Consider the following 24,151-nt stretch of genomic DNA (forward strand, 5'->3'; position numbering starts at 1 on the left):
GGTCAGATCACCTACACCGCGACCTTGAGCAACAAGGCCGGTACTGACGTCACCTTGAAGTTGGACAATGGTTCGAGCATCACCATCAAAGCTGGCGATACCGTCGGCTCTGTGACTGTTGCGGCACCTGGCGATGACGTGTTCATCGACAAGAGCACTCAAACCGTCAAGATCACTGACACCGCTGGCGGTAACTTCGAAAAACTGGAAGTTGCTGGCAACGGCGCAACCACCACCATCAACGACACCATCGACAAAGTGGATGTGGTTCTGACCGCAACTACCAGCGTTGGTGAGGGCGGCAACATCGTTTACACCGCGTCGCTGGTCGACAAGTCGGGTAATGCGGTGACTAACATCACCAACCCGCTGACTGTGACCCTGGATAATGGCCAGACCATTACCATCGGCGTTAATCAGTCGAATGGCAGCGTCACCGTTGTCGCTCCAGATGACGTGTACAAGGGCGACCAGACTGTCACTACCGCTATTACTAATGTGGCTGGCGGTGAGCACTTCGAGAATTTGGTGCCAGGTACTACGCCTGTTAGCACTACCGTCACCGATACACCGGGTACGGACAACACCACCACCGTGACACTGACAGCTCCGTCTGCAGTGAACGAAGGCGGTCAGATCACTTACACCGCTACGCTCTCTAATAAAGCGGGCACCGATGTAACCCTGAAACTCGATAACGGTTCGAGCATCACCATCAAAGCTGGCGATACCGTCGGCACCGTAACCGTCCCTGCGCCTAGCGATGACGTGTTCATCGATAAGAGCACTCAGACCGTCAAGATCACTGACACTGCTGGCGGTAACTTCGAGAAGYTGGAAGTGGCTGGCGATGGTGCAACTACGACCATCGACGACACCATCGACAAGGTCGATGTGGTTCTGACCGCAACCACCACCGTCGGTGAAGGCGGCAACATCGTCTACACCGCCACACTGCTGGCGGTAACTTCGAGAAGTTGGAAGTTGCAGGTAATGGCGCAACCACGACTATCAACGACACCATCGACAAGGTCGATGTGGTTCTGACCGCCACTACTACCGTTGGTGAAGGCGGCAACATCGTTTACACCGCCAGTCTTGTGGATAAAAACGGCGCGGCAGTGACYAACATCACCAACCCGCTGACCGTGACCCTGGACAATGGCCAGACCATTACCATCGGCGTTAACCAGTCGAACGGCAGCGTCACCGTTGTMGCTCCAGATGATGTTTACAAGGGCGACCAGACCGTCACTACCGCTATCACTAATGTGACCGGCGGCGCGCACTTCGAGAATCTGGTCCCAGGTACAACGCCGGTGAGCACCACGTCACCGACACTCCGGGTACCNGCTCCAGATGATGTTTACAAGGGCGACCAGACCGTCACTACCGCTATCACTAATGTGACCGGCGGCGCGCACTTCGAGAATCTGGTCCCAGGTACAACGCCGGTGAGCACCACCGTCACCGACACTCCGGGTACCGATAACACCACCACCGTGACACTGACAGCTCCGTCTGCAGTGAACGAAGGCGGTCAGATCACGTACACCGCTACGCTCTCTAATAAAGCGGGCACCGATGTAACCCTGAAACTCGATAACGGTTCGAGCATCACCATCAANACGGATACTCCGGGTACCGATAACACCACCACCGTGACACTGACAGCTCCGTCTGCAGTGAACGAAGGCGGTCAGATCACGTACACCGCTACGCTCTCTAATAAAGCGGGCACCGATGTAACCCTGAAACTCGATAACGGTTCGAGCATCACCATCAAGGCTGGCGATACCGTCGGCTCCGTGACTGTTGCTGCACCTGGCGATGACGTGTTCATTGATAAGAGCACTCAAACCGTCAAGATCACTGACACCGCTGGCGGTAACTTCGAGAAACTTGAAGTTGCAGGCAACGGCGCGACAACCACGATCAACGACACCATCGACAAAGTGGATGTAGTCCTGACCGCCACCACCACCGTTGGCGAAGGCGGCAACATCRTCTACACCGCCAGCCTTGTGGATAAAAACGGCGCGGCAGTGACYAACATCACCAACCCGCTGACCGTGACCCTGGACAACGGCAAAACCATCACTATCGGTGTAAACCAGTCCAGCGGCACCGTCACCRCCGTCGCTCCAAACGAYGTGTACAAAGGCGACCAGACCGTTACCACCGCCATCACCAAAGTGACCGGCGGCGCGCACTTCGAGAATCTGGTGCCAGGCACTACGCCTGTTAACACNGTACAAAGGCGACCAGACCGTTACCACCGCCATCACCAAAGTGACCGGCGGCGCGCACTTCGAGAATCTGGTGCCAGGCACTACGCCTGTTAACACCACAGTGACTGACACCCCTGGCACTGCGGACACCACGACCGTCACGCTGACCGCGCCAAGTGCCGTCAACGAAGGTGGCCAGATTACTTACACCGCTACCTTGAGCAACAAGGCTGGCACTGACGTCACGCTGAAGCTGGATAACGGTTCGACTATCACCATCAAGGCTGGCGAAACCGTTGGCTCCGTGACTGTTGCGGCACCTGGCGATGACGTGTTCATCGACAAGAGCACCCAAACGGTCAAGATCACTGACACCGCTGGCGGTAACTTCGAGAAACTTGAAGTTGCAGGCAACGGCGCGACCACCACGATCAACGACACTATCGACAAAGTGGATGTGGTTCTGACTGCCACCACCACCGTTGGCGAAGGCGGCAACATCATCTACACCGCCAGCCTTGTGGATAAAAACGGCGCGGCAGTGACTGTACAAAGGCGACCAGACCGTTACCACCGCCATCACCAAAGTGACCGGCGGCGCGCACTTCGAGAATCTGGTGCCAGGCACTACGCCTGTTAACACCACAGTGACGGATACCCCAGGCACCACCGATCTCACCAGCGTCACGCTGACCGCGCCAAGTGCCGTCAACGAAGGTGGCCAGATCACTTACACCGCCACCTTGAGCAACAAGGCCGGCACCGACATGGTAGTCACGCTGGATAACGGCTCCAGCATCACCATCAAGCAAGGCGCAACCGCAGGCTCTGTGACCGTTGCCGCGCCTGGCGATGACGTGTTCATCGACAAGAGCACCCAGACGGTCAAGATCACTGGCACCACCGGCGGTAACTTCGAAGGCGTGACCATCACGCCGGGCGGCGCGACCACCACCATCAACGACACCATCGATGATGTGACCGTGGTGCTCAAAGCCACCGGCTCGGTCGCTGAAGGCGGTCAGATTACCTACACCGCATCCTTGGTCGACAAGAACGGCGCGGCAGTGACCAACGTCGGTTCCGATCTGGTGGTCAAGCTGGATAACGGCTCGACCATCACTATCGGCAACGGCAAGTCCAGCAGCACCAACACGGCTGTTGCGCCTAATGACGCGTACGTCGGCGCCAACGATGTAAACAACAAGATTACCGGCGTGGTCAGCGGCGGCGACAAGTACGAACACCTGATCGTCGACGGCAGCACCGTCACCACCAAAGTGACGGATGTGGTCAACAACACCACCATCAGCATCACCGGCGACGCCTCGGTGACTGAAGGCGGCACGGCGCATTACACGCTGACCCTGAGCAACCCGGCGCAAACCGATGTGACCGTGACGCTCAAGTACAGCGGCACCGCCACCGACGGCTCGGACTTCAACGGCGTGTACACCGTGAAGATCCCGGCCGGCGCCAGCAGCGTGCCGTTTAACATCGCCACGATTGACGACAAGATCACCGAGCCGACCGAACAGATTGTCATCACCATCGACAAGACCACCGGCGGCAACTTCGAGAATCTGGTAATCGACAAGGGCACTGTCAGCACCAATATCATCGACAACGATGCGCCGCCGGTCATCGACCTGGATGCCAACAACTCCAGCGGCGCGACCGGTGCAGACTATAAAACGGTCTTTACCGAAGGCACCGCCGGGCCGGGTGTGTCGATTGCCGACACCGATATCAAGATCACCGACCCGGACAGCACGATGCTGACTGGCGCGACGGTCACCCTGACCAACGCACAGGCCGGTGATGCACTGAACCTGGGCAACAGCGTGAACGGCATCGTCGTCAGCACAAACAACCAGACGGGCACCATCACCCTGACGTTGTCGGGCAGCGCGACGCTGGCTGATTACATGCAGCGTATCCAGAACATCACGTTCACCAACAACAGCCACGACCCAAGCACCACGCCGCGGACCATCACCGTGACCGTGACCGATGGCGGCAACTATTCCAACGTTGCCACCACCACCGTTAACGTGGTGGCAGTCAACGATCCGCCAGTCGCCACCGGCAGCGCCGTGACCGGCACCGAAGACACGCCGCTGGCGCTGACCTGGGCCAACTTCGGCGTGACCGATGTGGACTCGCCACAAGCCAGCCTGGGCGTGAAGATCACCGACCTGCCGGTGGCCGGCAAGCTGCAATACCTGGCAGCGGATGGCACCACCTGGACCAACGTGACTGCCAACCAGACCTTCACCAAGGCCCAGATCGACGGCGGCCAGTTGCGCTTTATGCCTAACGCCAACGAATCCGGCGCCGACGGTTATGGCGGCACCGGCATTGGCAACAAGCAGGCTGATTATGCGCAGTTCAAGTTCCAGCCTACCGACGGCAAGGACCTGGGCAACAGCGCCACGGTGAAAGTCGATATCACACCGGTGGCCGATGCACCCACGCTGAACGTGGCCGATAACAATGTCGCCTCGACCGGTCTGATCAAGCAGGGCTGGAACAGCATTGCCGGCCTCGGCACCAACGGGAACGGCGCGGCACCTGATGTACTGAAAAAAGCCATCGACAACGCCGGTACGCCGAACAACACCAGTGTCGTCACCAATGTCGAGTCAGTCGACAATGTCAACGCCGGCTCCGGCTCCAAGATCTCCGGCCTGATGTACATGGAAGCCGGCAAGAGCTACACCTTCAGCGGCGTCGCCGATGACAGTGTGGTGGTCAACGTTGGCGGTAAAGACATTGCCAGCGGGGTATGGGCGACCAACAGCGGCAAGTTCAGCGGCTCGTTTACGCCAACGGTCAGCGGTTACTACAGCCTCGAGATCTACCAAGCCAACCAAGCGGGGCCTGGCAGCTTTGACGTCAATCTGTCGATCAACGGCGGGGCGATACAGAACTTGAGCACCAGCACCGTGCCGCTGTACACCGGCCTCACTGATTTGACCAATGCCGGTGTCACCGTCTCCGACCTGCATGGCAGCAACGGTGACGGTTACTACGTGGGCTACAAGCTCAACGAAGGCCAGGAAAACGGCACCGTCAAACTGTCCAAGGTTACCACCGCACTGACCGACACCGACGGCTCCGAAACCCTGAGCGTGAAGATCAGCGGCGTACCGGCAGGCTCGGTCCTCACCGACGCCTCCGGGCACACCTTCACGGCGACCAAAGGCGTGGGCGAAGTCAACGTGACCGGTTGGGACCTCAACACCCTGACCATCAAGCCGCCGACCTATTACAGCGGCCAGTTCAACCTGACCGTGACGTCGACCTCCACCGAAAGCATCGGCGGTTCGGCGTCTACCACGGCGCAATTGCCAGTTACCGTGTACCCGGCGACCTACAGCTCGGTGACGGGTACTTCAGGCAGCGACAACATTGTCGGCACCGACGGCAATGACATCGTCGTGGCCGATATCGGCGGCCTGAACGTGGTGCAGGGCAAGAACTACAACATCGCGTTCATGGTGGACAGTTCCGGCAGTATGAGCACTGCCTCGATCAACGCGGCCAAGGCTTCGTTGACGTCGGTGTTCAACTCGCTCAAAGACAGCCTGGGCGCCAACACCTCGGGCACCGTGAACATCTTCCTGGCGGACTTCGATACCCAGGTGAACAAGTCGGTCGCGATCAACCTTAACGATCCAAACGCCCTGACCTTGCTCAAGACAGTACTGGACTCAATGACGTCCGGTGGCGGCACCAACTACGAAGACGTGTTCAAGACCACGGCGAACTTCTTCCAGAGCGGCCTGGCCACCAGCAACACCGGCGCCACCAACCTGACTTACTTCATCACCGACGGCCAGCCAACGTACTACCAGAGCGGCGAGCAGACCAACCCGACGCTGTACGGCAACGTCAAGTTCGACAACGTGGTCACGACTGCCAACTACACGCCTGGCACAACGTTCTCCACCTACATCGACAATACGCACTACTTGTCCATCGACAATTCGGGTGCCGCTCAGCTGCAAATCTACAATGGCTGGCGCTGGGTCGTCACCGACCTGGGCACCGTACATGCCCAAGGTGACGGCACCTTTGAGTTGTCCAACCTGGACGGCACGGGCAACAGCACCAACTCGGCGACGCTGAGCAACGCCAAAAGCGCCTTTGCGCTGCTGGGCGGGTTGTCGCAAGTGGAAGCGATCGGTATCAACGGCGACGTCAGCCTCAACGACCTCAAGCCTTACGACACCGATGGCAAGCCGCAAAGCAACATCGATCCGAAGGACCTGGCCAACGCGATCCTCGGCCACACCGAGGCCACGCTGCCAGGCGCCGATACCGTCAGCGGTGGCGACGGCAACGACATCCTCTTCGGCGACCTGGTGAGCTTCAGCGGGATTACCGGTGAAGGCTACAACGCACTCCAGGCTTTTGTGGCACAGAAAACCGGCATGGCTGTCTCGGCGGTGACCACCTCGAACGTGCACCAGTACGTCACCGAGCACTACGCGGACTTCGACGTCTCCGGCGCCAAGGACGGCAACGACACGCTGCTGGGCGGCGCAGGTGATGACATCCTGTTCGGCCAGGGCGGCAACGACCTGCTGGACGGCGGCAAAGGCAATGACATCCTGTTGGGCGGCACCGGTAACGACACCCTGATCGGTGGGCCGGGCAACGACATCCTGATCGGCGGCTCGGGTGCCGACACCTTCGTCTGGAAGGCGGGCGACTTCGGCAACGACGTGATCAAGGACTTCAAGGCCTCGGAAGGTGACCGGATCGATCTCAAGGATCTGTTGAAAGGTGAGACGGACAGCACCATCGACAACTACCTCAAGATCACCACGGTAGAAGGCGTGTCGACCCTGCAAATCAGCAGTGAAGGCAAGCTCAACGCCGCCGGCGGCCTGGCCAATGCCGATGTGACGATCAAGCTGGAAGGCAACGATTGGTCGCACACCAGCATCAACTCGCTGATCACCGGTGCCGACCCGACCATCAAGATCGACCACACCGCCTAAGCTGTGATTTATCGGCCGCCCGCAAGGGCGGCCGATTTGCTTGGGCGATACGCCGCTGGCCGTGGCGGCCGGTTGCATCGCATACTCGCGCCCATAAACACCGCATTGACCTATGCTGGTGAACGCGTGTGGCTCATTTTCGAGGGATTCTTATGTTTTACGTGCAACGTGATGCACAGGGAGCGCTGAGTCGCGTGGAGGCCGCCGCCTTTGCCGAGTCGACCGAAACCCTGCCGGCCGATCACCATGAGATCCAGGCCTGGTACGCCAACGAAGTGGTGGAAACCAGCCTGGCCCAGCTCAAGCAAAGTGACTTGGAGATGATCCGGGTACTGGACGACTTGATTCAGGTTTTGACCCGTAAGGGCGTGATCAGCGTGACCGACCTGCCGCCGGCGGCCCAGGCCAAGCTGATGGACCGTAACCACGCACGGGAAGCGCTGGGTGGGTTGAGCCATCTGATCAATGATGATGAGACGGGCTTGATCTGATCGCTAAAGTAGAACCGGATCTAAATGTGGGAGCTGGCTTGCCTGCGATAGCATCACCTCGGTATGGCTGCGAGACCGAGGCGTCTGCATCGCAGGCAAGCCAGCTCCCACACAAGCCAGTACCCAGCTTAGGTCTATATTATTTCCAGGGCGCAGGCTCACCAAACAACTGCCCCTGCACACCGAAAATCCCCATCTCGCGAATCACCTTCAATTCACCTTCGGTCTCTACGCGCTCAGCAATCAACGGCAAGTCGATGCTGTGGGCCGCGCGCTGGATCGCTTCGATAAACAGGCGCTTGTCGCTTTCCTGGTCGATGGCACGGATGTAGCTGCCGTCGATCTTCAGGTACGCCAGGCCCAGGCGCGCCAGGTTGCCGATCATGCTGAAGCGCCCACCAAAACGCTGCAGGCTCAGGGAGAAGCCCAACTCGCGCAGACGTTGGGTCAACTGCTCCAGCAGAGCCTGTTCGGGCAATTGCTCCTCGCCGATTTCCATGGTCAGGCGCGGGCCGAGGTTGCTGTGCTGGCGCAGCAACTCGACAATCCGGTTCAACGCCTGGGCATCCTGCAAGGTGGCGGCCGAGAGGTTCAGCGCCAGGCTGTGCGTATGGCTGGCCATCTGCTTGAGCACTTGCTCGAGCATCAGTCGGTCCAGGCGTGCAGTCCAGCCGAAACGCTCGAGCCACGGCAGGAAACGCCCGGCCGGGATGGTGTGGCCGTCGTCATCCTGCAAGCGCGACAGCACCTTGTAGTGCAGCACCAGTTGTGGGTCCTGGCTGGCGACGACCGGTTGGAAGTACAGCTCAAAACGCTGGTGGGTAAGGGCTTGGTCCAGCAGCGTGTGCCAGGCATGGTGATCGTCGCCGACACTGGCGGCGGCGCTGTGGTCCAGGCACACCCAACTGCTGTCGCCCTGCCCTTCGGCCTGGGCCAGAGCCTGGTCAGCCAGGGTCAGCAATGCCTGGGGCGAATCACCGTGGTTGAACGGCGCAAGGCCAATGTAGGCGACCGGCGTGACGTCACTGGCACTGGTGGCTTGCAGGCTGAGCAGGGTGCTCTCCAGGTTCTGCGCCAATTGCAGCGCTTCTTCACGCACCAGCCCCGGCGCCAGCACCGCGAACTCACCACCACGGATACGGGTGACGAGGTTGTGGGTTTCCGGGTAAGGCTCGCACTGGCGCAGCAGCTGTTCGCCCACCGCTTGCAACAACTGGTCGGTGCGCTGGCCGCCCAGGCGCTGGTTGAGACCGGCCAGGTCCTTGACCCGCAACAGCAGCAGGTAACCGGAGTTGGTGTCTTCCGGGTTGCTCACGCGGGCGTTGAGCTGCATCTCGAAATAACGCCGGTTGGCGAGGCCGGTAAGGTTGTCCTGGTAGGATTCGATGCGCAATTTTTCACTGCGCTCGGCCTGCTCCTGGAACAGGGCCTTGAGCTTCTCCACCATCTGGTTCATGGCCTGCACCACGCGCCGCAGCTCCGGCGTGCGCGGCAGATCCGGCAGGCTAAGGAATTCGCGGCGGGCGATGGCGTGGGACTGCTTGACCATGTAGTCCAGCGGCTTCAACTGCCGACGCAACAGCAACGCGCCGAGCACCGCACTCACCGCACCGCACAGCAGTAACCAGCCCAGGCTGCCCAGCGCGCTTTGCCAGAGCTTGGCCAGGGCGAACATCGGGTGGCTGACCACCTCCACGCGTGCCGCCTGCTCCCAGCCGCGGTTGACCAGTGCATCGCCGCCGGCCGGTTCAAGGCCGATCAGCTTGACGAACCAGTTGGGCACGCCGTTGTTGTCCGGGATGCCGCTGCGTTCGACGATGGTTTTGTCAGTGGCTAAATCCACCACGCGGATGCTGGCGTAATAACCGCTGTCGAAAATCGAACTGACCAGCAACTCCACCATCGCCGGGTCGTCGATATTGGGTGTCAGCGACAACGCCAGCGCGGTCGCCGCGTCCTGTGCATGGGAGCGCAGCTGGTTGACGTATTGGGTGCGCGAGCTTTCCAGGCTGACCATGAAGCTGCCGCTGAAGGCGACCACCAGGAACAGGCAGATTGCGATCAATAGTTGTTTGAACAGTGACATCCGATCAGTTACTCCTAGTTGGCAGGTTCGGCCGGGAAGCCTTCCGCACGCATTTTTTTCAACACATCCTGCCAACGCGACAAGCGTTTGGTATCACCGACTTTTTTGTTGCCCTTGGCGCCGGGCAGGTACAAACCCTCGGCGTTGAATGAGTACACCGGCACCAGGTCGGTACGGCGGGTGGCCGGCAGGATCTCATCCATCAGGCTGTCGAGCACCAGCGGGATAGCGTCGGGGGTCGGGTAGTAGGTCAGCACCATGTGAGCGCGATTCTGACGCAAGGCCTTGACGTATGTAATGCGCAATTTGTCGCTGGAGACGCCCAGGTGGCGCAGACTGAAATACTTGGCGATTGCGTAGTCCTCGCAATCTCCCGCACCCTTCCACAGCGCTTCGATGGGCGTCTCCCAATAGTCGACCACGTGCCAGAGGTCGATGTCTTCTACATAAGTCATTTGCTTGTTGAAGAACAGGTTGACGACCTTGAGCTGCTCCTGTTCGTCGACCTTCTTTTCAGTCGCCAACAGGCGCTGCCAGGCGTCGATGCGCTGTTGGCCCTCGCCGAGCGGCCCGTACAGAGCCGTGGCTTTGCGGCTGATCTGCGAGAAATCCCAATCGGCATGCAGCCCGCCGGGCATCAGGCCAGCGAGCAAAGTCGCTGCAAGTAGCCAGCCGACAATTCGAGAGGGAATAAAACTTACCGCCAAGGCGTTCAGTCCGTGAAGGGAGACGCAATTTCAGGGATGGTGCAGCTTCAATCAACAAAAAACAATGGCACAGTGCAATCATTCATAAGGGGTTCGAGTTTATAAACGCCGCTTGTGGGACGCACAAAGTACCGCCTGTAAGCCCTTACAAACTGAAACTTTGGCTGTTTGACAAGCGCGCGACCCATCTCTAGTGTGCTTTGGATCCAATTAAACACACTCCATTCAAGAAAGGAGGATAGCGTAACCGTGACGCAGAAGCCGAACCCATTAAGCAGCATCAAAATCAGCGGGCCTATTCCCGCCCATCTTGCACGCGCCGTTATTGAAGAAACGTTGCGCAATGCCATTCTCGACGGCAGGTTGCCCTGTGGTACAGCGATGCGCCAGCAAGAATTGGCCAGCCTGTTCGGCGTCAGCCGTATGCCCGTGCGCGAAGCCTTGCGCCAGTTGGAAGCTCAGTCCTTGCTCCACGTGGTAACCCACAAAGGCGCTGTGGTGGCGCCGTTGATCGAAGATAATTCGGCCGAGACCTATGCCCTGCGCATATTGCTGGAATCCGAAGCGCTGCGCCTCTCCATTCCGTTCCTCACCGAGGCAGACATTGCTGAGGCTGAAGCCTTCATCAATGCGCTGGAACGCGAGCGAGACTATGCCGAAATTGGGCGGCTCAACCGCCTGTTCCACATGGCGCTGTATGGCAAGGCGCCCAACCAGCGGCTGCTCAAACTGGTTGAACACGGCTTGAATGAGGAGGAACGCTTTCTGCGCTTCAACCTCGAGGCCATGGGCCTGGGCGAGACTTCCCAGGAAGATCACCGTGAATTGCTAAGCCTGGTGGTGCACAAGAAAGTCGAAGAAAGCATCCTGACCCTGCGCAATCACCTGATGCGGGGTATGGAGGTGATCAACACCTACCTCAATAGCCTTGAGGACGCCGCGAACAAAAACGCACAGTAAGGGTTAACACCTGCCTTTTTTATCATTTGAACCGTATGGGGCATCTTTCTTCTCAGGAAGTGCCTCACGCTTATACGCCACGGCGAGATTATTTTTAAATAATCCTGCACTTGCCAACGAAACCTCCCACACACTTGCGCACTACCAACTTACAGCGAACTTCTTCTCGTAAAACCATCTAATACTTTCATCAGTTTATTCAAACGTTTAATAAGATTATTATCTTCCACCCATAAAAGAACACTTCACGCGGCAGTGCAGACCTATGTCAGGTTAGCGCTGTACGCGTGGCTTAGCGTAACGCCAGCCATTCGCTTTCCATTTAAAAACCCCATCACTGTTTTCAGAGCAGTCGCAACAACTTATAGGCGTCAACCATGCATCAACTTTTGCTTGAACAAAAAAAACTACAACTATGCAGCCATCCGTTATTTGCAGAAATAACTTCACTTAACACGTTACAACTTTTTATGGAGCAACATGTATTTGCTGTTTGGGATTTCATGAGCCTGGCTAAACGCCTGCAGCAGGACCTGACAGGCACGCAACTGCCCTGGCTGCCACCCGCTGACCCGCAAAGCGCACGCCTGATCAATGAAATCGTGCTTGGCGAAGAGTCTGACGAACATCCCATAGGCGCCCATTGCAGCCACTTCGAGCTGTACCTGGAAGCGATGGCCGAAACCGGCGCGGACACCACGCCCATCCAACGCTTCATCGACCTTCAGCGCCAAGGCGTCGAGGCAAACACGGCGATGCAAATGATCAATGTGCGCCCCGGTGTGGCGCGCTTTGTCAGCAGCACATTGCAGATCGCGTTAAGCGCACCTACCCACTGTGTGGCGGCAGCGTTCCTCCACGGTCGCGAAAGTGTCATCCCATCGATGTTCGAACGCATTCTGCAGGGCGACGTCTTCATGGCGCGACAGGCTCCCCTGTTCTGTCACTACCTGAGCCGCCACATCGAGTTGGATGCCCAGGATCATGGCCCAGGCGCGGAGCAGTTGCTCCAGCGCCTGATCGGAGCCGACCCGGCACGCCAACACCAGGCGGATGAGACCGCGCTGAGCGCCATAGAGAGCCGCCTCGGTTTCTGGGACGACGTGCACGCCTCGCTATACGAGGTACAACCATGAGCACCGCAGACTACCGCGCGTTTGCCGAAGATTGGGAGCGCCGCGCCACCATCCGCACACGCCCCCGGCGCCTGCTGGAAAACGACGATCGCTTGATCTTTCCGGTCTGCCGCCAACCCTTGGTGCTCAGTGCAACTTTTGTTGAGCACTGCCCCCAGTGGCGCGACTTTGTGCTGACGCAAAGCTTCTACAAATTCATCAATGACGTGGTGATCTTCGAAACCGAGATCGTCGACACGACCGCCCGCAGCATTGCCAAGAATCGCTTCGCGCTGCCCTTCCCCCTTGCGTGTCGCATTGATGCGATGACGGTCGTGGTCGATGAGGATTACCACGCGCTGGTCGCCCTGGACTTCCTGCAACAGACCATTGAACTGACCGGCATACAACCGCTTGAGCTGCCCACGCAAATCGAACTGAGCCGGGCCTTGCCGGCCGCCCAGGCGCTGGCACCGCACCACCTGCGCGATGCAGTGGCGTTGATTGGCGTGGCCATCGCCGAGAACACCGTCACCCACGACGTCGCGGCATTTGCCAAGGACGGCAGCGTCAAGGCTTCGATTCGCGGCTTGATGGCCGATCACTTGTTTGACGAAGGGCGCCACGCCCAGTTCTGGACGCAGCTGGTGCGTCTCTACTGGCAGGCGGCTAGCCCGGCAGACCGCGACAGCATCGCCGCAGTCCTGCCGACTTTTTTGACCCACTACCTGACCAACGCGCTGCACAAAGACTTCGACCTGCAACTGGTCGAACACCTGGATGTCGGTACCGACATCCGCCAAGCGCTACGCGACGAAGTCACAGCACTGCACTTTCCCATCACCCGCCAGCACCCGTTGCTCGGCAACATCATCGGGTTCCTGCAGCACAGCGGCGTGCTGCATACCCCAAGCGTTGCCCGCGCCCTGAGCGATTACCTGCCCGAACCGGGGAGGCAGGCATGAGGCGGCTGAGTATCGGATGGGGCGGTACGAGCCAGGCCCTGATGGCGCTCAAGCAAGCGCTCGAAGATTACGGGCACGCCAGCGCGACGCAAACCTTCGACCTGTTCATTGAGGACGGCACTCAACCTGCGCTTGCACACGGCGGCGCCACCCAACGGTTAAGCCTGCGGCTGGGTATCGGCCCAGTGTCCGAAAGCGGACTGCCCTCGTTGCAGTTACGCTGCTACGACCGTGATCAACGTGTGCTGACGGTACACAACGTTGCCGAGGAGCCCAGCGGCAACGGCCAACGATTGCGCCGGCAGGCGACTGACGCACTGGTTGAGTGGGCCACCTCGCTGGTCAGTGGGTTCTCGAGGGCCGCGGAATTCTTTGCCGCCAGCACCACCACTAACACCTGGCCGGAGCACAGTTTGCACGGGCTGGACGGCCTGGCGTTTGTGCATCGGTTCAATCGCACCGACCAGCCGGCATTGTTGCAGGCGGCCCAGGTGCCGATGATCGAGCGACTGCAGGCCAGCCTGCACGCCTTCGCCGAACGTCCGGCGCTGAACATCGCGGGCAGCGTGCTGACTTACCGCCAATTGTTGCTTCGCGCGCTGTCGATCCAGCAATGCCTGCGCCCCCTTCTGGAAGGCATTGAGACGCCGGTGGTCGGCGTGTGCCTGGAAAAGTCCGTCGAGTTGTATGCCAGTATTCTCGCAGTGCTCGGTTGCGGCGCGGTGTACTTGCCACTGGCCCCGGATCATCCGCCACAGCGCCAGCAGGCCATGCTGGAAAGCGGTAACGCAAAGGTCTTGCTGGACAATGGCCGACACCCTTTGCGCGAGCACTTCACGAGCCTGAATGTCGGCAATATTGACTCGAACCACGCCGACATCACGCAGCCATTGATACAACGTCGCGCCAGCATCGACGCACCGTGCATGGTGCTGTTCACCTCGGGCACCACCGGCCAGCCCAAAGGCGTACTGCTGAGCCAGGGCAACCTTGCGCATTTCACCGGTTGGGCCGGGGCCAGCCTTGCGTTGGATGAACACAGCCGTGTCCTGCAATTTTCGCCGCTGAGTTTCGATTCATCACTGATCGATATCTTCCCGGCCCTGATCGCCGGTGCCGAGTTGATCGTCCCAAGCCAAGCGCAACGGCGCGACCCTCAGCAACTGGTCGAGCTGATCCGCCAGCAGCGCATCAGCCATGCTTTTTTGCCGCCAGCGCTATTGAGCATCCTGCCGTTGGATCAGCCTCTGGGGCTTGCCCATCTGTTGACCGGCGGCGACGCCTGCGAACCGCATGTGATCGAACGATTGGCGGGCCAGTGCCAGTTGCACAATCTCTATGGCCCTACCGAGACGACAGTGTTGGTCACCCATCGGGTGTTGCGCCCGGCAGACAGCAATCGCAATGTGGGGCGCCCCATCGCCAACAGCCAGGTGCTGATCCTCGATGATGCGCTGCAACCGGTGGATGAGCAGGTAATGGGCGACCTGTACATCACAGGCCCTGGCGTAGGGCTGGGGTATGTGAGCGCGCCGCCGCCCGAGGGCAATCCATTCGTCGAGCTGGCGCTGCCGGGCGGCCACGCGCTGAAGGCTTACCGCAGCGGTGACCGGGCAAAATGGACCGCGGACGGTATCGAGCTGGGTGGCCGACGGGATGATCAGGTGAAGATCCGGGGCTTTCGCGTCGAACCCCAGGAGATCGAACAGTGCCTGCGCAGCAGTCGCTTATTTCGTCAGGTAGCGGTGGTGATCGACCGTGATCGTCGAATTCTCGGTTTTGTCGCCCAGCCAGAACCGGGCGCAACGGTGGCAGGCCTGAAGCAATATGCGCAACGGTGGTTGCCGGATTACATGCAACCCGAGCGCTGGGCAGAGCTGCCAGGCATGCCCAGCAACGCCAATGGCAAGATCGACCGCCAGGCCTTGCTGACGATGCCTGGGCACACCATGCCACGCATCCCCTGCGCTGCGGCGCAAACGCCTTTGCAAGCGCAACTGGTGGCGCTGTGGAGCGAGTTGCTGAGCATGCCTGGCGCCGAGCTGGGCATTGACGACAGTTTTTTCAATGTGGGCGGCCACTCCATCCTGCTGTCGACCTTGCTGCTGCGTGTGCGCGAACAGTTTGGTCGTAGTCTGTCTTTGAGCCGTTTTTTTGAAGCGCCGACGATTCGCACCCTTGCCCTGCTGATGGAAGACGGTGCATTACCTTTTGCAGCGTCATGCCAGATGGAAAAGGATGCATCCCAGCCGCTGGACCTGCGCACGCTGCCACGGGAGTCCGCAGGCGACCCACGCAAGGTGATCGTCACGGGCGCCAACAGCTTTGTGGGTGTACATCTGGTCCAAGCGCTGTTGGCGGGCGGGGCCCGTGCGGTGGCGTGCCTGGTGCGCGAACGGCCAGGGCACTCGGCGGCAGCGCGGTTTGCCCAGGCACTGCGCGAGTACCACCTGGAGCATCTGGACCTGAGCCGCGTGAGGGTCTATGCCGCTGACATCAGCCTGCCCCGGTTGGGCCTGGCCTGTGATGTCTATGACCACCTCGCCCGCAACCATGGTGTGTTGGTGCACAACGCCGCACGGGTCAACCATGTGCTGGACTACACCTCATTGGCCCGGGACAACGTCGAACCGGTGCTTGAGTGCCTGCGCCTGTGCGAAACCCACAGCAAGAAAGTCTTCAACTTCATCTCGACGCTATCGGCCTGCAGCAGTATCGACCCCCAGGGCCACGTCCTCGAAACACCCGCCGAGGCCACGTTGCCGCTCTATCTCAAGAATGGCTACAACCTTTCCAAATGGGTCGCCGAGCGGCTGGTGGGGCGTGCGGTCGAGCAAGGAGCCTGGGTGAATATTCATCGACCGGGGAATATTGCGTTCAACAGCCACAACGGTGTGTGCCAGCCACAAAACAACCGCCTGATGCTGATGCTCAAGGGGTCGCTGCAGTTGGGCCTGGCGCCCCGCCTGGAGGTGAATTTCGACCTGATGCCGGTGGATTTCCTGGCCCGTTTCATCGCGTTCCACTGCGGCCAATTCGTGGCGCGGCGAAACGTCTTCAACCTGCATAACCCGCAGCCCTTGAGTTGGGACCACTACCTGGATGCGTTCAGCCAGGCCGGCCATCTTTTCGAACGAGTGAGCATCGCGCAGTGGCAAAAGGTGTTGCAAACGGTGGGGCCCGATAACGCGCTGTTTGGCGTGCTGGGTTTTTACCTGGATGACCTCACGGAAGACATCAGCGACGTCTCGATGATTTGTCACGACAACGCACGCCAGGGTGTGGCAGCGATGGGCGAGCAGTACCCGCACAAAGACTCTGCGCTGTTGCGCAAAGGCTGCGACCACCTCAAGGCCATTGGCTTTCTCTGACCCGCTTCAGGACTTTTTATGAAACCGCTGCAACCCGATACATTAATCCGTAACCCGAATGGCGCGCCGTTGGTAGCGTCTGTTGACGTCGCGTGCGATGCCGCTCGCCTGTGGAGTGTGGTGGGAAATTTTGCAGGCTTTGATGCCTTCATTCCGGCCCTGTCGCACATCGAAATGACGGGAACCGGCGTGGGCGCATTGCGGCGTAAATTCTTCCACGATGGGCACCACGTCGTTGAGCAACTCAATAGTTGGGACGACGAAGGGATGTGCATGACCTGGACCACCCTCTACAACACCTTGGGCGTCGCCCGGCTATGGGCTGCCATGCGTGTGGAGGCACTTGACGCGCAACGTTCCAGGGCGACCTGGACGCTGATTGGCGAGCCGGTCGATATGCCGCAGGCGGAGTTTGAACAGTTTGTGCAGGCTTTCGCCGACAGCGCCTTGGAGCATGTGCGCCGGATGTTCGGTTGATCAGCCGGCGCGAGGCACCTCGCGCCGGCTGAGACCGGTCAGATCTTGAAGCTGTCGACCAGTTGCTTCAATCGACTGGCCTGCTGCGACAGCGCATCACAGTCCTTGAGCGTCTCGTTGAGGTTGGCGACGCCTTGCTGGTTGAGCAAGTTGATCTGGTTGATATCAACGTTGAGGGTTTCAACCACGGCGGTCTGCTCTTCGGTAGCCGCCGCAACCGATTGGTTCATGCCATCGATCTCGACGATGCGCTGCGTCACGCTGACCAGGCGCTCACCCGCCTGGTTGGCCACTTCAACGCTTTCTTCGCTGGAGACCTGGCTGGCGTTCATGGTGGTCACGGCTTCACGCGAGCCCACTTGCAGCGAAGTGATCATCTTGTGGATCTCTTCGGCCGATTCCTGAGTACGGTGCGCCAGGTTACGCACTTCGTCGGCCACCACGGCAAACCCGCGCCCGGCTTCACCGGCACGCGCAGCCTCGATCGCCGCGTTGAGCGCGAGCAAGTTGGTTTGCTGAGAGATGCCTTTGATCACGTCCAGGATGTGCCCAATGTTATCGGTGCTGGCGTTGAGGGTTTCGATCTGCGTGCAGGACAAGCTGATCTTTTGCGACAGTTCCGACATGGCCAGGATGGTTTGCTCCACCACCTTGCGCCCGTCGTCCGCTTGCTCACTGGCACCGCTGGCATGCTGCGAAGCATCGGCTGCGTTGCGGGCGATTTCCTGGGTGGCGGCGCCCAGCTCGTTGATGGCGGCTGCCACACTGTTGGTGCGCGCGCTTTGCTCGTCCGAGCCGATGATCGAGGCGTTTGACGAGGCCATGACGCGCTGGGACAGGTCGTGCACTTGACGCGTAGCCGAAGACACTTCGGAAATCGAGGCGTGGATACGCTCAACGAACTGGTTGAACGCACTGCCCACTTCGCCGAACTCGTCCTTGCTGGTTACATCCAGGCGTCGCGTCAAATCGCCTTCGCCCTGGGCGATGTCCTGCATGGCCGCGCCCATGGTGGTCAGCGGGCGCAACAGCACTTGAATCAGCAGGCTGAGCAGCACGGCGATCGCTACCACAGCGATCAACATGGCGATCAGTGCCGATGTGCGGAATTTACTGAGCGGTGCGTAGGCTTTGTCTTTGTCGATCGACAGGCCGATGTACCAATCCGCCCCCGGCAAACCACTGATCGGGGTGAATGACAAAATACGGTCCTGGCCGTTGAGCACAACGTCCTGGCTGACCTTCTCGATACGCAGGCTGGTGCCTGGGTAGATGTCCTTGAGGTTCTTCATCACCTGGTCCTGATCGGGACTGACGATGACCTGGCCATCGGCGCTGACCAGGAACGCATGGCCAATACCGCCGAAATCCACCGAGTTGATGATCTTTACCAGGGTTTGCAAACTCAGGTCACCGCCCACTACACCGAGCAGTTCGCCGTTCTTTTTGACCGGCAGGGCAATGGTCACGATTTGCCCGCCAACGGCCGCCATATAAGGCGGAGTCAGCATGGTTTTATCGGCGGCGACCGCTTGTTTGTACCAAGGGCGCTGACGAGGGTCGTAATCGTCGGGCATTTTGGCGTCAGGGCGCTGGGTGAATACGCCGTTGGTTTGGCCGACATAGGTGAACTGGAAGTTCGAGGTGAGCGCAGGCTGGTCGACCAGCCCTGGCAGATCGGCACCGCTGCCCTGGTGAGCAACGTTTTGCGCCAGGCTTTCAAGGACCAGGATGCGGCCACTGAGCCAGTTCTGCACGCTGCTGGCCGTGAGCTCGCCCGATTGCTGGATAGACGACTCAAGGTTTTGTTTGATGGTGCTGCGCTGCAGGTAATCGTTGTAGAGGGTAAATAGCGCGAAGGCCAGAACCACGACGCCTGATGCGGCCAGTAGAATTTTATGACTGAACTTGAGATTCATTTCATCGACTTCTTTTGCCAAAGGGGGGTGAGCGTGCCGAGTGGAACATTCCATGTAACGGGATAGGCCGGCTCTTCGGCCGCTCTATTTCGGTGCACGCATGGCTCGTCAGGCTTTCGGCCACGCCAGGAGAAATCTTAGGAATTTGTGAGAAGCATCCTTATTTTGAGTGGGAAACCGACCAGTGGTAGAGGCTCAGCGTTCGGCGTTGCAAAATTTTTCTGCCCCCCAGACAATGCGACTAATTATCATTTGTGACGTTTGGCCAGGCCTGCCTGAATGCCCTCTACTGACTACATTGCGTGCGAAAGTGTTGTACACACGCTTTACAGCACCCACCACAACTGGCTCAACACCTGGCTGCGCAGTCGCTTGGGCAATGCCGCCGATGCTGCGGACCTGGCGCAGGACACTTTCGTACGCCTGCTGCAAAAAACCGAACGCTTTGAGCTCAAGGCGCCGCGTGCTTTTTTGCGCACCATCGCCCGGGGACTGGTGATTGATCACTGGCGTCGCGAAGAAATCCAACGCGCTTACCTGGAATCCATCGCTCACTTGCCGCAAGCGCTGGCACCCAGCGCCGAAGCGCGTGCGTTGGTGTTGGAGCTACTGGAGGAAGTCGCCCGCCTATTGGACGGATTGAAGCCCAAGGTGCGTAAGGCGTTTTTACTGGCTCAGTGCGATGGGCTGGCTCACCAGCAGATCGCAGAGCAGATGGGCGTGTCGTTGCGCTCGGTGGAGCGGTACATCGCTGAAGGGCTATATCACTGTTATGTCCTGCGCTATGAAACCTGAAGCCAATGGATAACGCCGCGCGCTCCGGGCCGGATCCCCAAGTGGTCAAACAGGCGATCAGTTGGGCACTGCGCCTGCGTAACAACCGTGCGAATGTGCGCTTGCATGCGCAATGTGAACATTGGCGTGAAGCTCACGGTGACCATGAATTGGCGTGGCAACGGGTGCAGGCGCTGCAACGGGAATTGAACAGCCAGATGGCGGCGATTCCTGGGGCACATGTGGCACTGGAAAACGTCGCACAAGGCTTGGGCCGACGACGGGCACTGAAGGTGTTGTCGGGTGTGGTGTTGGTGGGCTCGGCGGCGTGGGTAAGCCGGGACATGACCGGCTGGCAGCGCTGGACGTCCGATTTCGCAACTGCCACCGGTGAACGGCGCAGCGTGCAATTACCGGACGGCACACGCCTGCAACTCAACACCGACAGTGCGGTGAACCTCACCTTCAATCCGCAGCAGCGCCTGATTACGTTGGTGCGCGGGGAAATCCTGGTGGCCTGCGGTTCGCCATCGTCAGCGCCTTTGCTGGTACACACTCGCCACGGCTTGCTCGAAGGCATCGATGGGCGTTTTACCGTGCGCCAAGACAGCGAGTGCACGCGCTTGAGCGTGGTCAGCGGCAATGTGGCTATCCATTCACCGCCTACGGCCGATGGCCTGGCGACTCAAGTGCACACAGGGGAAACCTATCTGATCAACCAGGCGCACGCCGCGTTATCGGCGCCGCTGACTATGGACATGGGCGCCTGGGCCGATGGGCTATTGTGACGCGGGACATGCGCCTGGCCGACTTTGTATCGGAAGTGGGGCGCTACCGCCCGGGTTATCTGGGCTGTGCCGCAGAGATCGGCGACTTGCGGCTGTCAGGGGTTTTCCGCCTGGAAGACACCGACAAGTTGCTGGCGATCGTTGCGCAGACGCTGCCCGTTCAAGTGCGCTATCGCACGCGTTGGTGGGTGAGCCTGGAACGCCTGGCCTGATTTTTTTTGGCGGCTTTTTTCCGTGAGCCCGGCTTAGACAGTAAGCCTCTTTATCTGCCTTACCGGCCTCTACGGACCTTGATCATGACTGTGCGTTTTCTCAACGATTCATCAGACTCCTCCTACCCTCTTTTGGCCAAGGCCATACGCGTAGCGTTACTGTCGACGGCAGTGGGCATGGGCGCGGTCCCGCTGGTTGGCATGGCTGCGCAAGCGGGCAGCGAGCACATTCACCAACGCTACGACATCCCTGCCGGCCCGCTGAGCGACGCGCTCAATCAGTTCGCCCGTCAGGCGGGCATTACGCTTGCCAGCACCCCAGCGCAGACTCAGGGCCTGGAGTCGCCAGGGCTGCACGGTGAATATTCCGCTGAGCAGGGCCTGAATCATTTGCTCAATGGCTCGGGGTTGCAGGCCGCCTCACAGGATGGTGCCAGCTTCGTCCTGCAGTCGCTGCCGCAAAGCAGCACGCTGACGTTGCCCACCACCGACATCAAAGGCTTCGGCCTGGGTAATGCGCTGGGCAGCATGGACGGCTACAACGCGACGCACAGTCAGATCGCCACCAAGACCAGTACGGCCCTGCTGGAAACCTCGCAAACCGTCTCGGTGGTGACACGTGAACAGATGGACGACCAGGGCTCTCAGACCGTGGCCCAAGCCATGCGTTACACCCCTGGCGTGCTGACCAACCCCTATGGCGCAACTCACCGCTATGACTACGTGGCGATGCGCGGCTTTAACGATGGCTCGGTCGATAACATCTACCTGGATGGCTTGAAATCCATGGGGGACAGCGGTACTTACAGCACCATGCAGGTGGACCCGTATTTTCTTGAACGCGTGGACATTCTTAAGGGGCCATCTTCTGTGCTGTACGGGCGTAGCTCGCCTGGAGGTCTGGTTGCACTGACCAGCAAGAAGCCGTTGTATGAGCCCTACCATCAGGTGCAAGCGACAATCGGCAGTAACGGGCAACGCGGGATGGGTTTTGACCTCAGCGGGCCGGTGGACGATGACAAGCGCGTCGCCTATCGGCTGACCGGGCTGGCGGATAAGTCCGACACACAATTCGACCACGCCAAAGAAAAACGCTACGCACTGGCACCGACAGTGAGCATCGACTTTACCGAAGACACGTCGCTGACGCTGCAAGCCTATTTGCAGCATGACCCTGAGGGTGGTTATCACGGGGGTATGCCGGCGGACGGCGCACTGCATCAGCGCAATGGCCAGCGTATCTCCAACCATTTTTTCGAAGGTGAGCCTGGGGTAGATGGGTACAAGCGTGACCAGCAGTCGTTTGGCTATCAGTTCGAACATCGCTTCAACGATGTGTTTACTGCGCGACAAAACTTCCGCTATCTCGACTCCAAGGTAAAGCTGGACCAGGTATATGCCTATGGCTGGACCACGCCGACCAGCAATGAGCTGAACCGCTATTACTCCGGCGGAGATGAAAAGCTGCATGCGTTCATTATCGACAATATGCTGCAAGCGGAATTTTTTACCGGGGCGACCAAACATACGGTGCTGATGGGCGCGGATTATCAGCGGCGTAAAACCGTGGTGGACTGGACCAGCGGTTCATTGCAGCCGATCAACGCGTTTAACCCGGTCTATGGCAATTCGGCGATCAGCAATGCCAACCTGACCAGTTATCTGCGACGACTGGAGCAAACGGGCGTCTATCTGCAAGACCTGATTGAGATGGATAAATGGCGGTTCTCCCTGGGACTGCGCCAGGACTGGGTAGAGACGTCGGATGAAAACCGTATCGCTGAAGCGAGCCGACCGTTGGGTACGCAGATCAGCGACAAACGTACCAAACTGACGGGTCGGGCGGGGGCGTTGTACCTGTTTGATAACGGCCTGGCGCCGTATGTGAGCTACTCGGAGTCTTTCAACCCTAACTCCTATTCCGACAGTGCGGGCAACCCGCTGGCACCGACTAACGGGACACAGTGGGAGGCGGGTTTGAAGTATCAGCCGCCGGGGACTGACGACCTGTTTACCGCATCGCTGTTTCGCATCGACCAGGAAAACCTGGCCACTAAGCTGCCGCAGGAAAACTTCTATCGTGCGGTAGGCGCCGTCCGCTCACAGGGACTGGAGCTGGAAGCCCATATGCAACTGACCGACAACCTGAAGCTTTTAGGCAGCTATACCTTCACCGACATCAAGTACTCCAAGTCGATGGTGAGTACCTTGAGCTCCGCCGACAATCTGATCGAGAACAAAGGCAACTCGCCAACCCAGGCGCCTCGGCATATGGCGTCGGTATGGGCGGACTACAGATTCAATAACGGCGCCTTGGACGGTCTGCGACTGGGCGGGGGCGTGAGATATGTCGGATACAGTTGGGCAGACGCCGAGAACACGATGAAAGTGCCCGCCTATACGTTGTTTGACGCTTCGGTAGGGTACGACCTTAGCAAGGTAGGCCTGAAGGGTGTGGATGTAAGGCTCAATGCCAACAACCTGACCAATGAGAGCTATGTGGCTTCGTGTGCCAGCTTGAACTTCTGCTACCTGGGTGAAGAGCGTAATGTCAGCGCGACGGTCAGCTATCAGTTCTGATCCGTTATAGCTTCTAACAAGCCGGCGCCTGATTCCAGGTGCCGGCTTTTTTGTGGGTGTTGTCAGGCTGCTTTTGTTCGGCCTGGACACTTACGTGGGCTGTCTGCAGCCGGGGCATTATTATCCCCCAAAACGACAAAACCCCTGTCTGCGTTAGCAGACAGGGGCTTTGGAATTTAATCTTGACGATGACCTACTCTCACATGGGGAAACCCCACACTACCATCGGCGATGCATCGTTTCACTGCTGAGTTCGGGATGGGATCAGGTGGTTCCAATGCTCTATGGTCGTCAAGAAATTCTGTGTACCAGCCCGTTGCGCTAGCAACGTGCCGGTGAAATTCATGGACTTCTACATAAACAAAACCCCTGATTGCGTTAGCAATCAGGGGTTTCGGAATTTAATCTTGACGATGACCTACTCTCACATGGGGAAACCCCACACTACCATCGGCGATGCATC

At 59.1% G+C, this 24,151-nt stretch carries 14 protein-coding genes, 1 rRNA gene and 3 pseudogenes; 14 read left to right on the top strand and 4 right to left on the bottom strand.

Annotated elements, in window-relative coordinates; translation table 11 throughout:
• The 6 genes and pseudogenes from ASE80_RS31510 to ASE80_RS19225 form a co-directional block, all read left to right on the top strand.
• Positions 1-1,047, top strand: a 1,047-nt coding sequence (locus ASE80_RS31510; RefSeq protein ID WP_330219950.1) for an immunoglobulin-like domain-containing protein, incomplete at its 5' end; no start/stop codon positions are given.
• Positions 1,038-1,351 (top strand): immunoglobulin-like domain-containing protein (locus ASE80_RS31685; protein WP_330219951.1); only part of this gene is annotated, 314 nt, incomplete at its 3' end. The genes ASE80_RS31510 and ASE80_RS31685, both read left to right, overlap by 10 nt.
• A 1-nt stretch (position 1,352) precedes the next feature.
• Positions 1,353-1,627, top strand: a pseudogene (locus ASE80_RS31515) (immunoglobulin-like domain-containing protein); the annotation flags it as partial.
• A gap of 58 nt (positions 1,628-1,685) precedes the next feature.
• A partial coding sequence (locus ASE80_RS31520; protein WP_330219952.1) for an immunoglobulin-like domain-containing protein occupies positions 1,686-2,251 on the top strand: 566 nt, incomplete at its 3' end.
• Between the two features lies 1 nt (position 2,252).
• Positions 2,253-7,243: pseudogene (locus ASE80_RS19220) on the top strand (LapA family giant adhesin); the annotation flags it as partial.
• A gap of 152 nt (positions 7,244-7,395) precedes the next feature.
• The gene (locus ASE80_RS19225) at positions 7,396-7,734 is read left to right on the top strand and encodes a hypothetical protein (protein ID WP_056860365.1); all 339 of its coding nucleotides are present in this window, start codon (positions 7,396-7,398) and stop codon (positions 7,732-7,734) included.
• A gap of 139 nt (positions 7,735-7,873) precedes the next feature.
• Here the strand turns inward: ASE80_RS19225 and lapD are convergent, their stop codons facing one another.
• Both lapD and lapG read right to left on the bottom strand, forming a co-directional pair.
• Positions 7,874-9,820 (bottom strand): cyclic di-GMP receptor LapD, encoded by a 1,947-nt coding sequence (lapD, locus tag ASE80_RS19230; protein ID WP_056860366.1) that lies wholly within the window; start codon positions 9,818-9,820, stop codon positions 7,874-7,876.
• Positions 9,821-9,834: 14 nt separating this feature from the next.
• Positions 9,835-10,527: a cysteine protease LapG gene (gene lapG, locus ASE80_RS19235; RefSeq protein WP_056860367.1), complete on the bottom strand. Its 693-nt coding sequence runs from the start codon at positions 10,525-10,527 to the stop codon at positions 9,835-9,837.
• A gap of 249 nt (positions 10,528-10,776) precedes the next feature.
• Between lapG and ASE80_RS19240 the strand changes: the two genes are divergently transcribed.
• The 5 genes from ASE80_RS19240 (at position 10,777) to ASE80_RS19260 (ending at position 17,415) form a co-directional block, all read left to right on the top strand.
• Positions 10,777-11,487, top strand: a complete 711-nt coding sequence (locus tag ASE80_RS19240) for a GntR family transcriptional regulator (RefSeq protein ID WP_056860368.1) — start codon at positions 10,777-10,779, stop codon at positions 11,485-11,487.
• Between the two features lie 377 nt (positions 11,488-11,864).
• The gene (locus ASE80_RS19245; RefSeq protein WP_056860369.1) at positions 11,865-12,623 is read left to right on the top strand and encodes a DUF3050 domain-containing protein; all 759 of its coding nucleotides are present in this window, start codon (positions 11,865-11,867) and stop codon (positions 12,621-12,623) included.
• Positions 12,620-13,567 (top strand): diiron oxygenase, encoded by a 948-nt coding sequence (locus ASE80_RS19250; protein WP_056860370.1) that lies wholly within the window; start codon positions 12,620-12,622, stop codon positions 13,565-13,567. Before ASE80_RS19245 ends, ASE80_RS19250 begins: the two co-directional genes overlap by 4 nt.
• A complete protein-coding gene (locus ASE80_RS19255; protein ID WP_056860371.1) occupies positions 13,564-16,938 on the top strand; it encodes an amino acid adenylation domain-containing protein in 3,375 nt (1,124 codons plus the stop codon). Before ASE80_RS19250 ends, ASE80_RS19255 begins: the two co-directional genes overlap by 4 nt.
• 18 nt (positions 16,939-16,956) lie before the next feature.
• On the top strand, positions 16,957-17,415 hold the full coding sequence (locus tag ASE80_RS19260; RefSeq protein ID WP_056860372.1) for an SRPBCC family protein: 459 nt from the start codon (positions 16,957-16,959) through the stop codon (positions 17,413-17,415).
• 38 nt (positions 17,416-17,453) lie between these two features.
• Here the strand turns inward: ASE80_RS19260 and ASE80_RS19265 are convergent, their stop codons facing one another.
• On the bottom strand, positions 17,454-19,334 hold the full coding sequence (locus ASE80_RS19265; RefSeq protein ID WP_056860373.1) for a methyl-accepting chemotaxis protein: 1,881 nt from the start codon (positions 19,332-19,334) through the stop codon (positions 17,454-17,456).
• 279 nt (positions 19,335-19,613) lie between these two features.
• Between ASE80_RS19265 and ASE80_RS19270 the strand changes: the two genes are divergently transcribed.
• From ASE80_RS19270 to ASE80_RS19280, 3 genes and pseudogenes are all read left to right on the top strand, one after another.
• A complete protein-coding gene (locus tag ASE80_RS19270) occupies positions 19,614-20,129 on the top strand; it encodes a sigma-70 family RNA polymerase sigma factor (protein WP_056860374.1) in 516 nt (171 codons plus the stop codon).
• 5 nt (positions 20,130-20,134) lie between these two features.
• Positions 20,135-21,108, top strand: a pseudogene (locus ASE80_RS19275) (FecR domain-containing protein).
• An 84-nt stretch (positions 21,109-21,192) separates the two neighbouring features.
• Positions 21,193-23,688 (top strand): TonB-dependent siderophore receptor, encoded by a 2,496-nt coding sequence (locus ASE80_RS19280; RefSeq protein WP_056860375.1) that lies wholly within the window; start codon positions 21,193-21,195, stop codon positions 23,686-23,688.
• Between the two features lie 180 nt (positions 23,689-23,868).
• Here the strand turns inward: ASE80_RS19280 and rrf are convergent.
• Positions 23,869-23,984, bottom strand: a 5S ribosomal RNA gene (gene rrf, locus ASE80_RS19285).
• Positions 23,985-24,151: the final 167 nt, after the last annotated feature.

This window comes from Pseudomonas sp. Leaf15, assembly GCF_001421425.1.
GTDB classification, from domain to species: domain Bacteria; phylum Pseudomonadota; class Gammaproteobacteria; order Pseudomonadales; family Pseudomonadaceae; genus Aquipseudomonas; species Aquipseudomonas salomonii.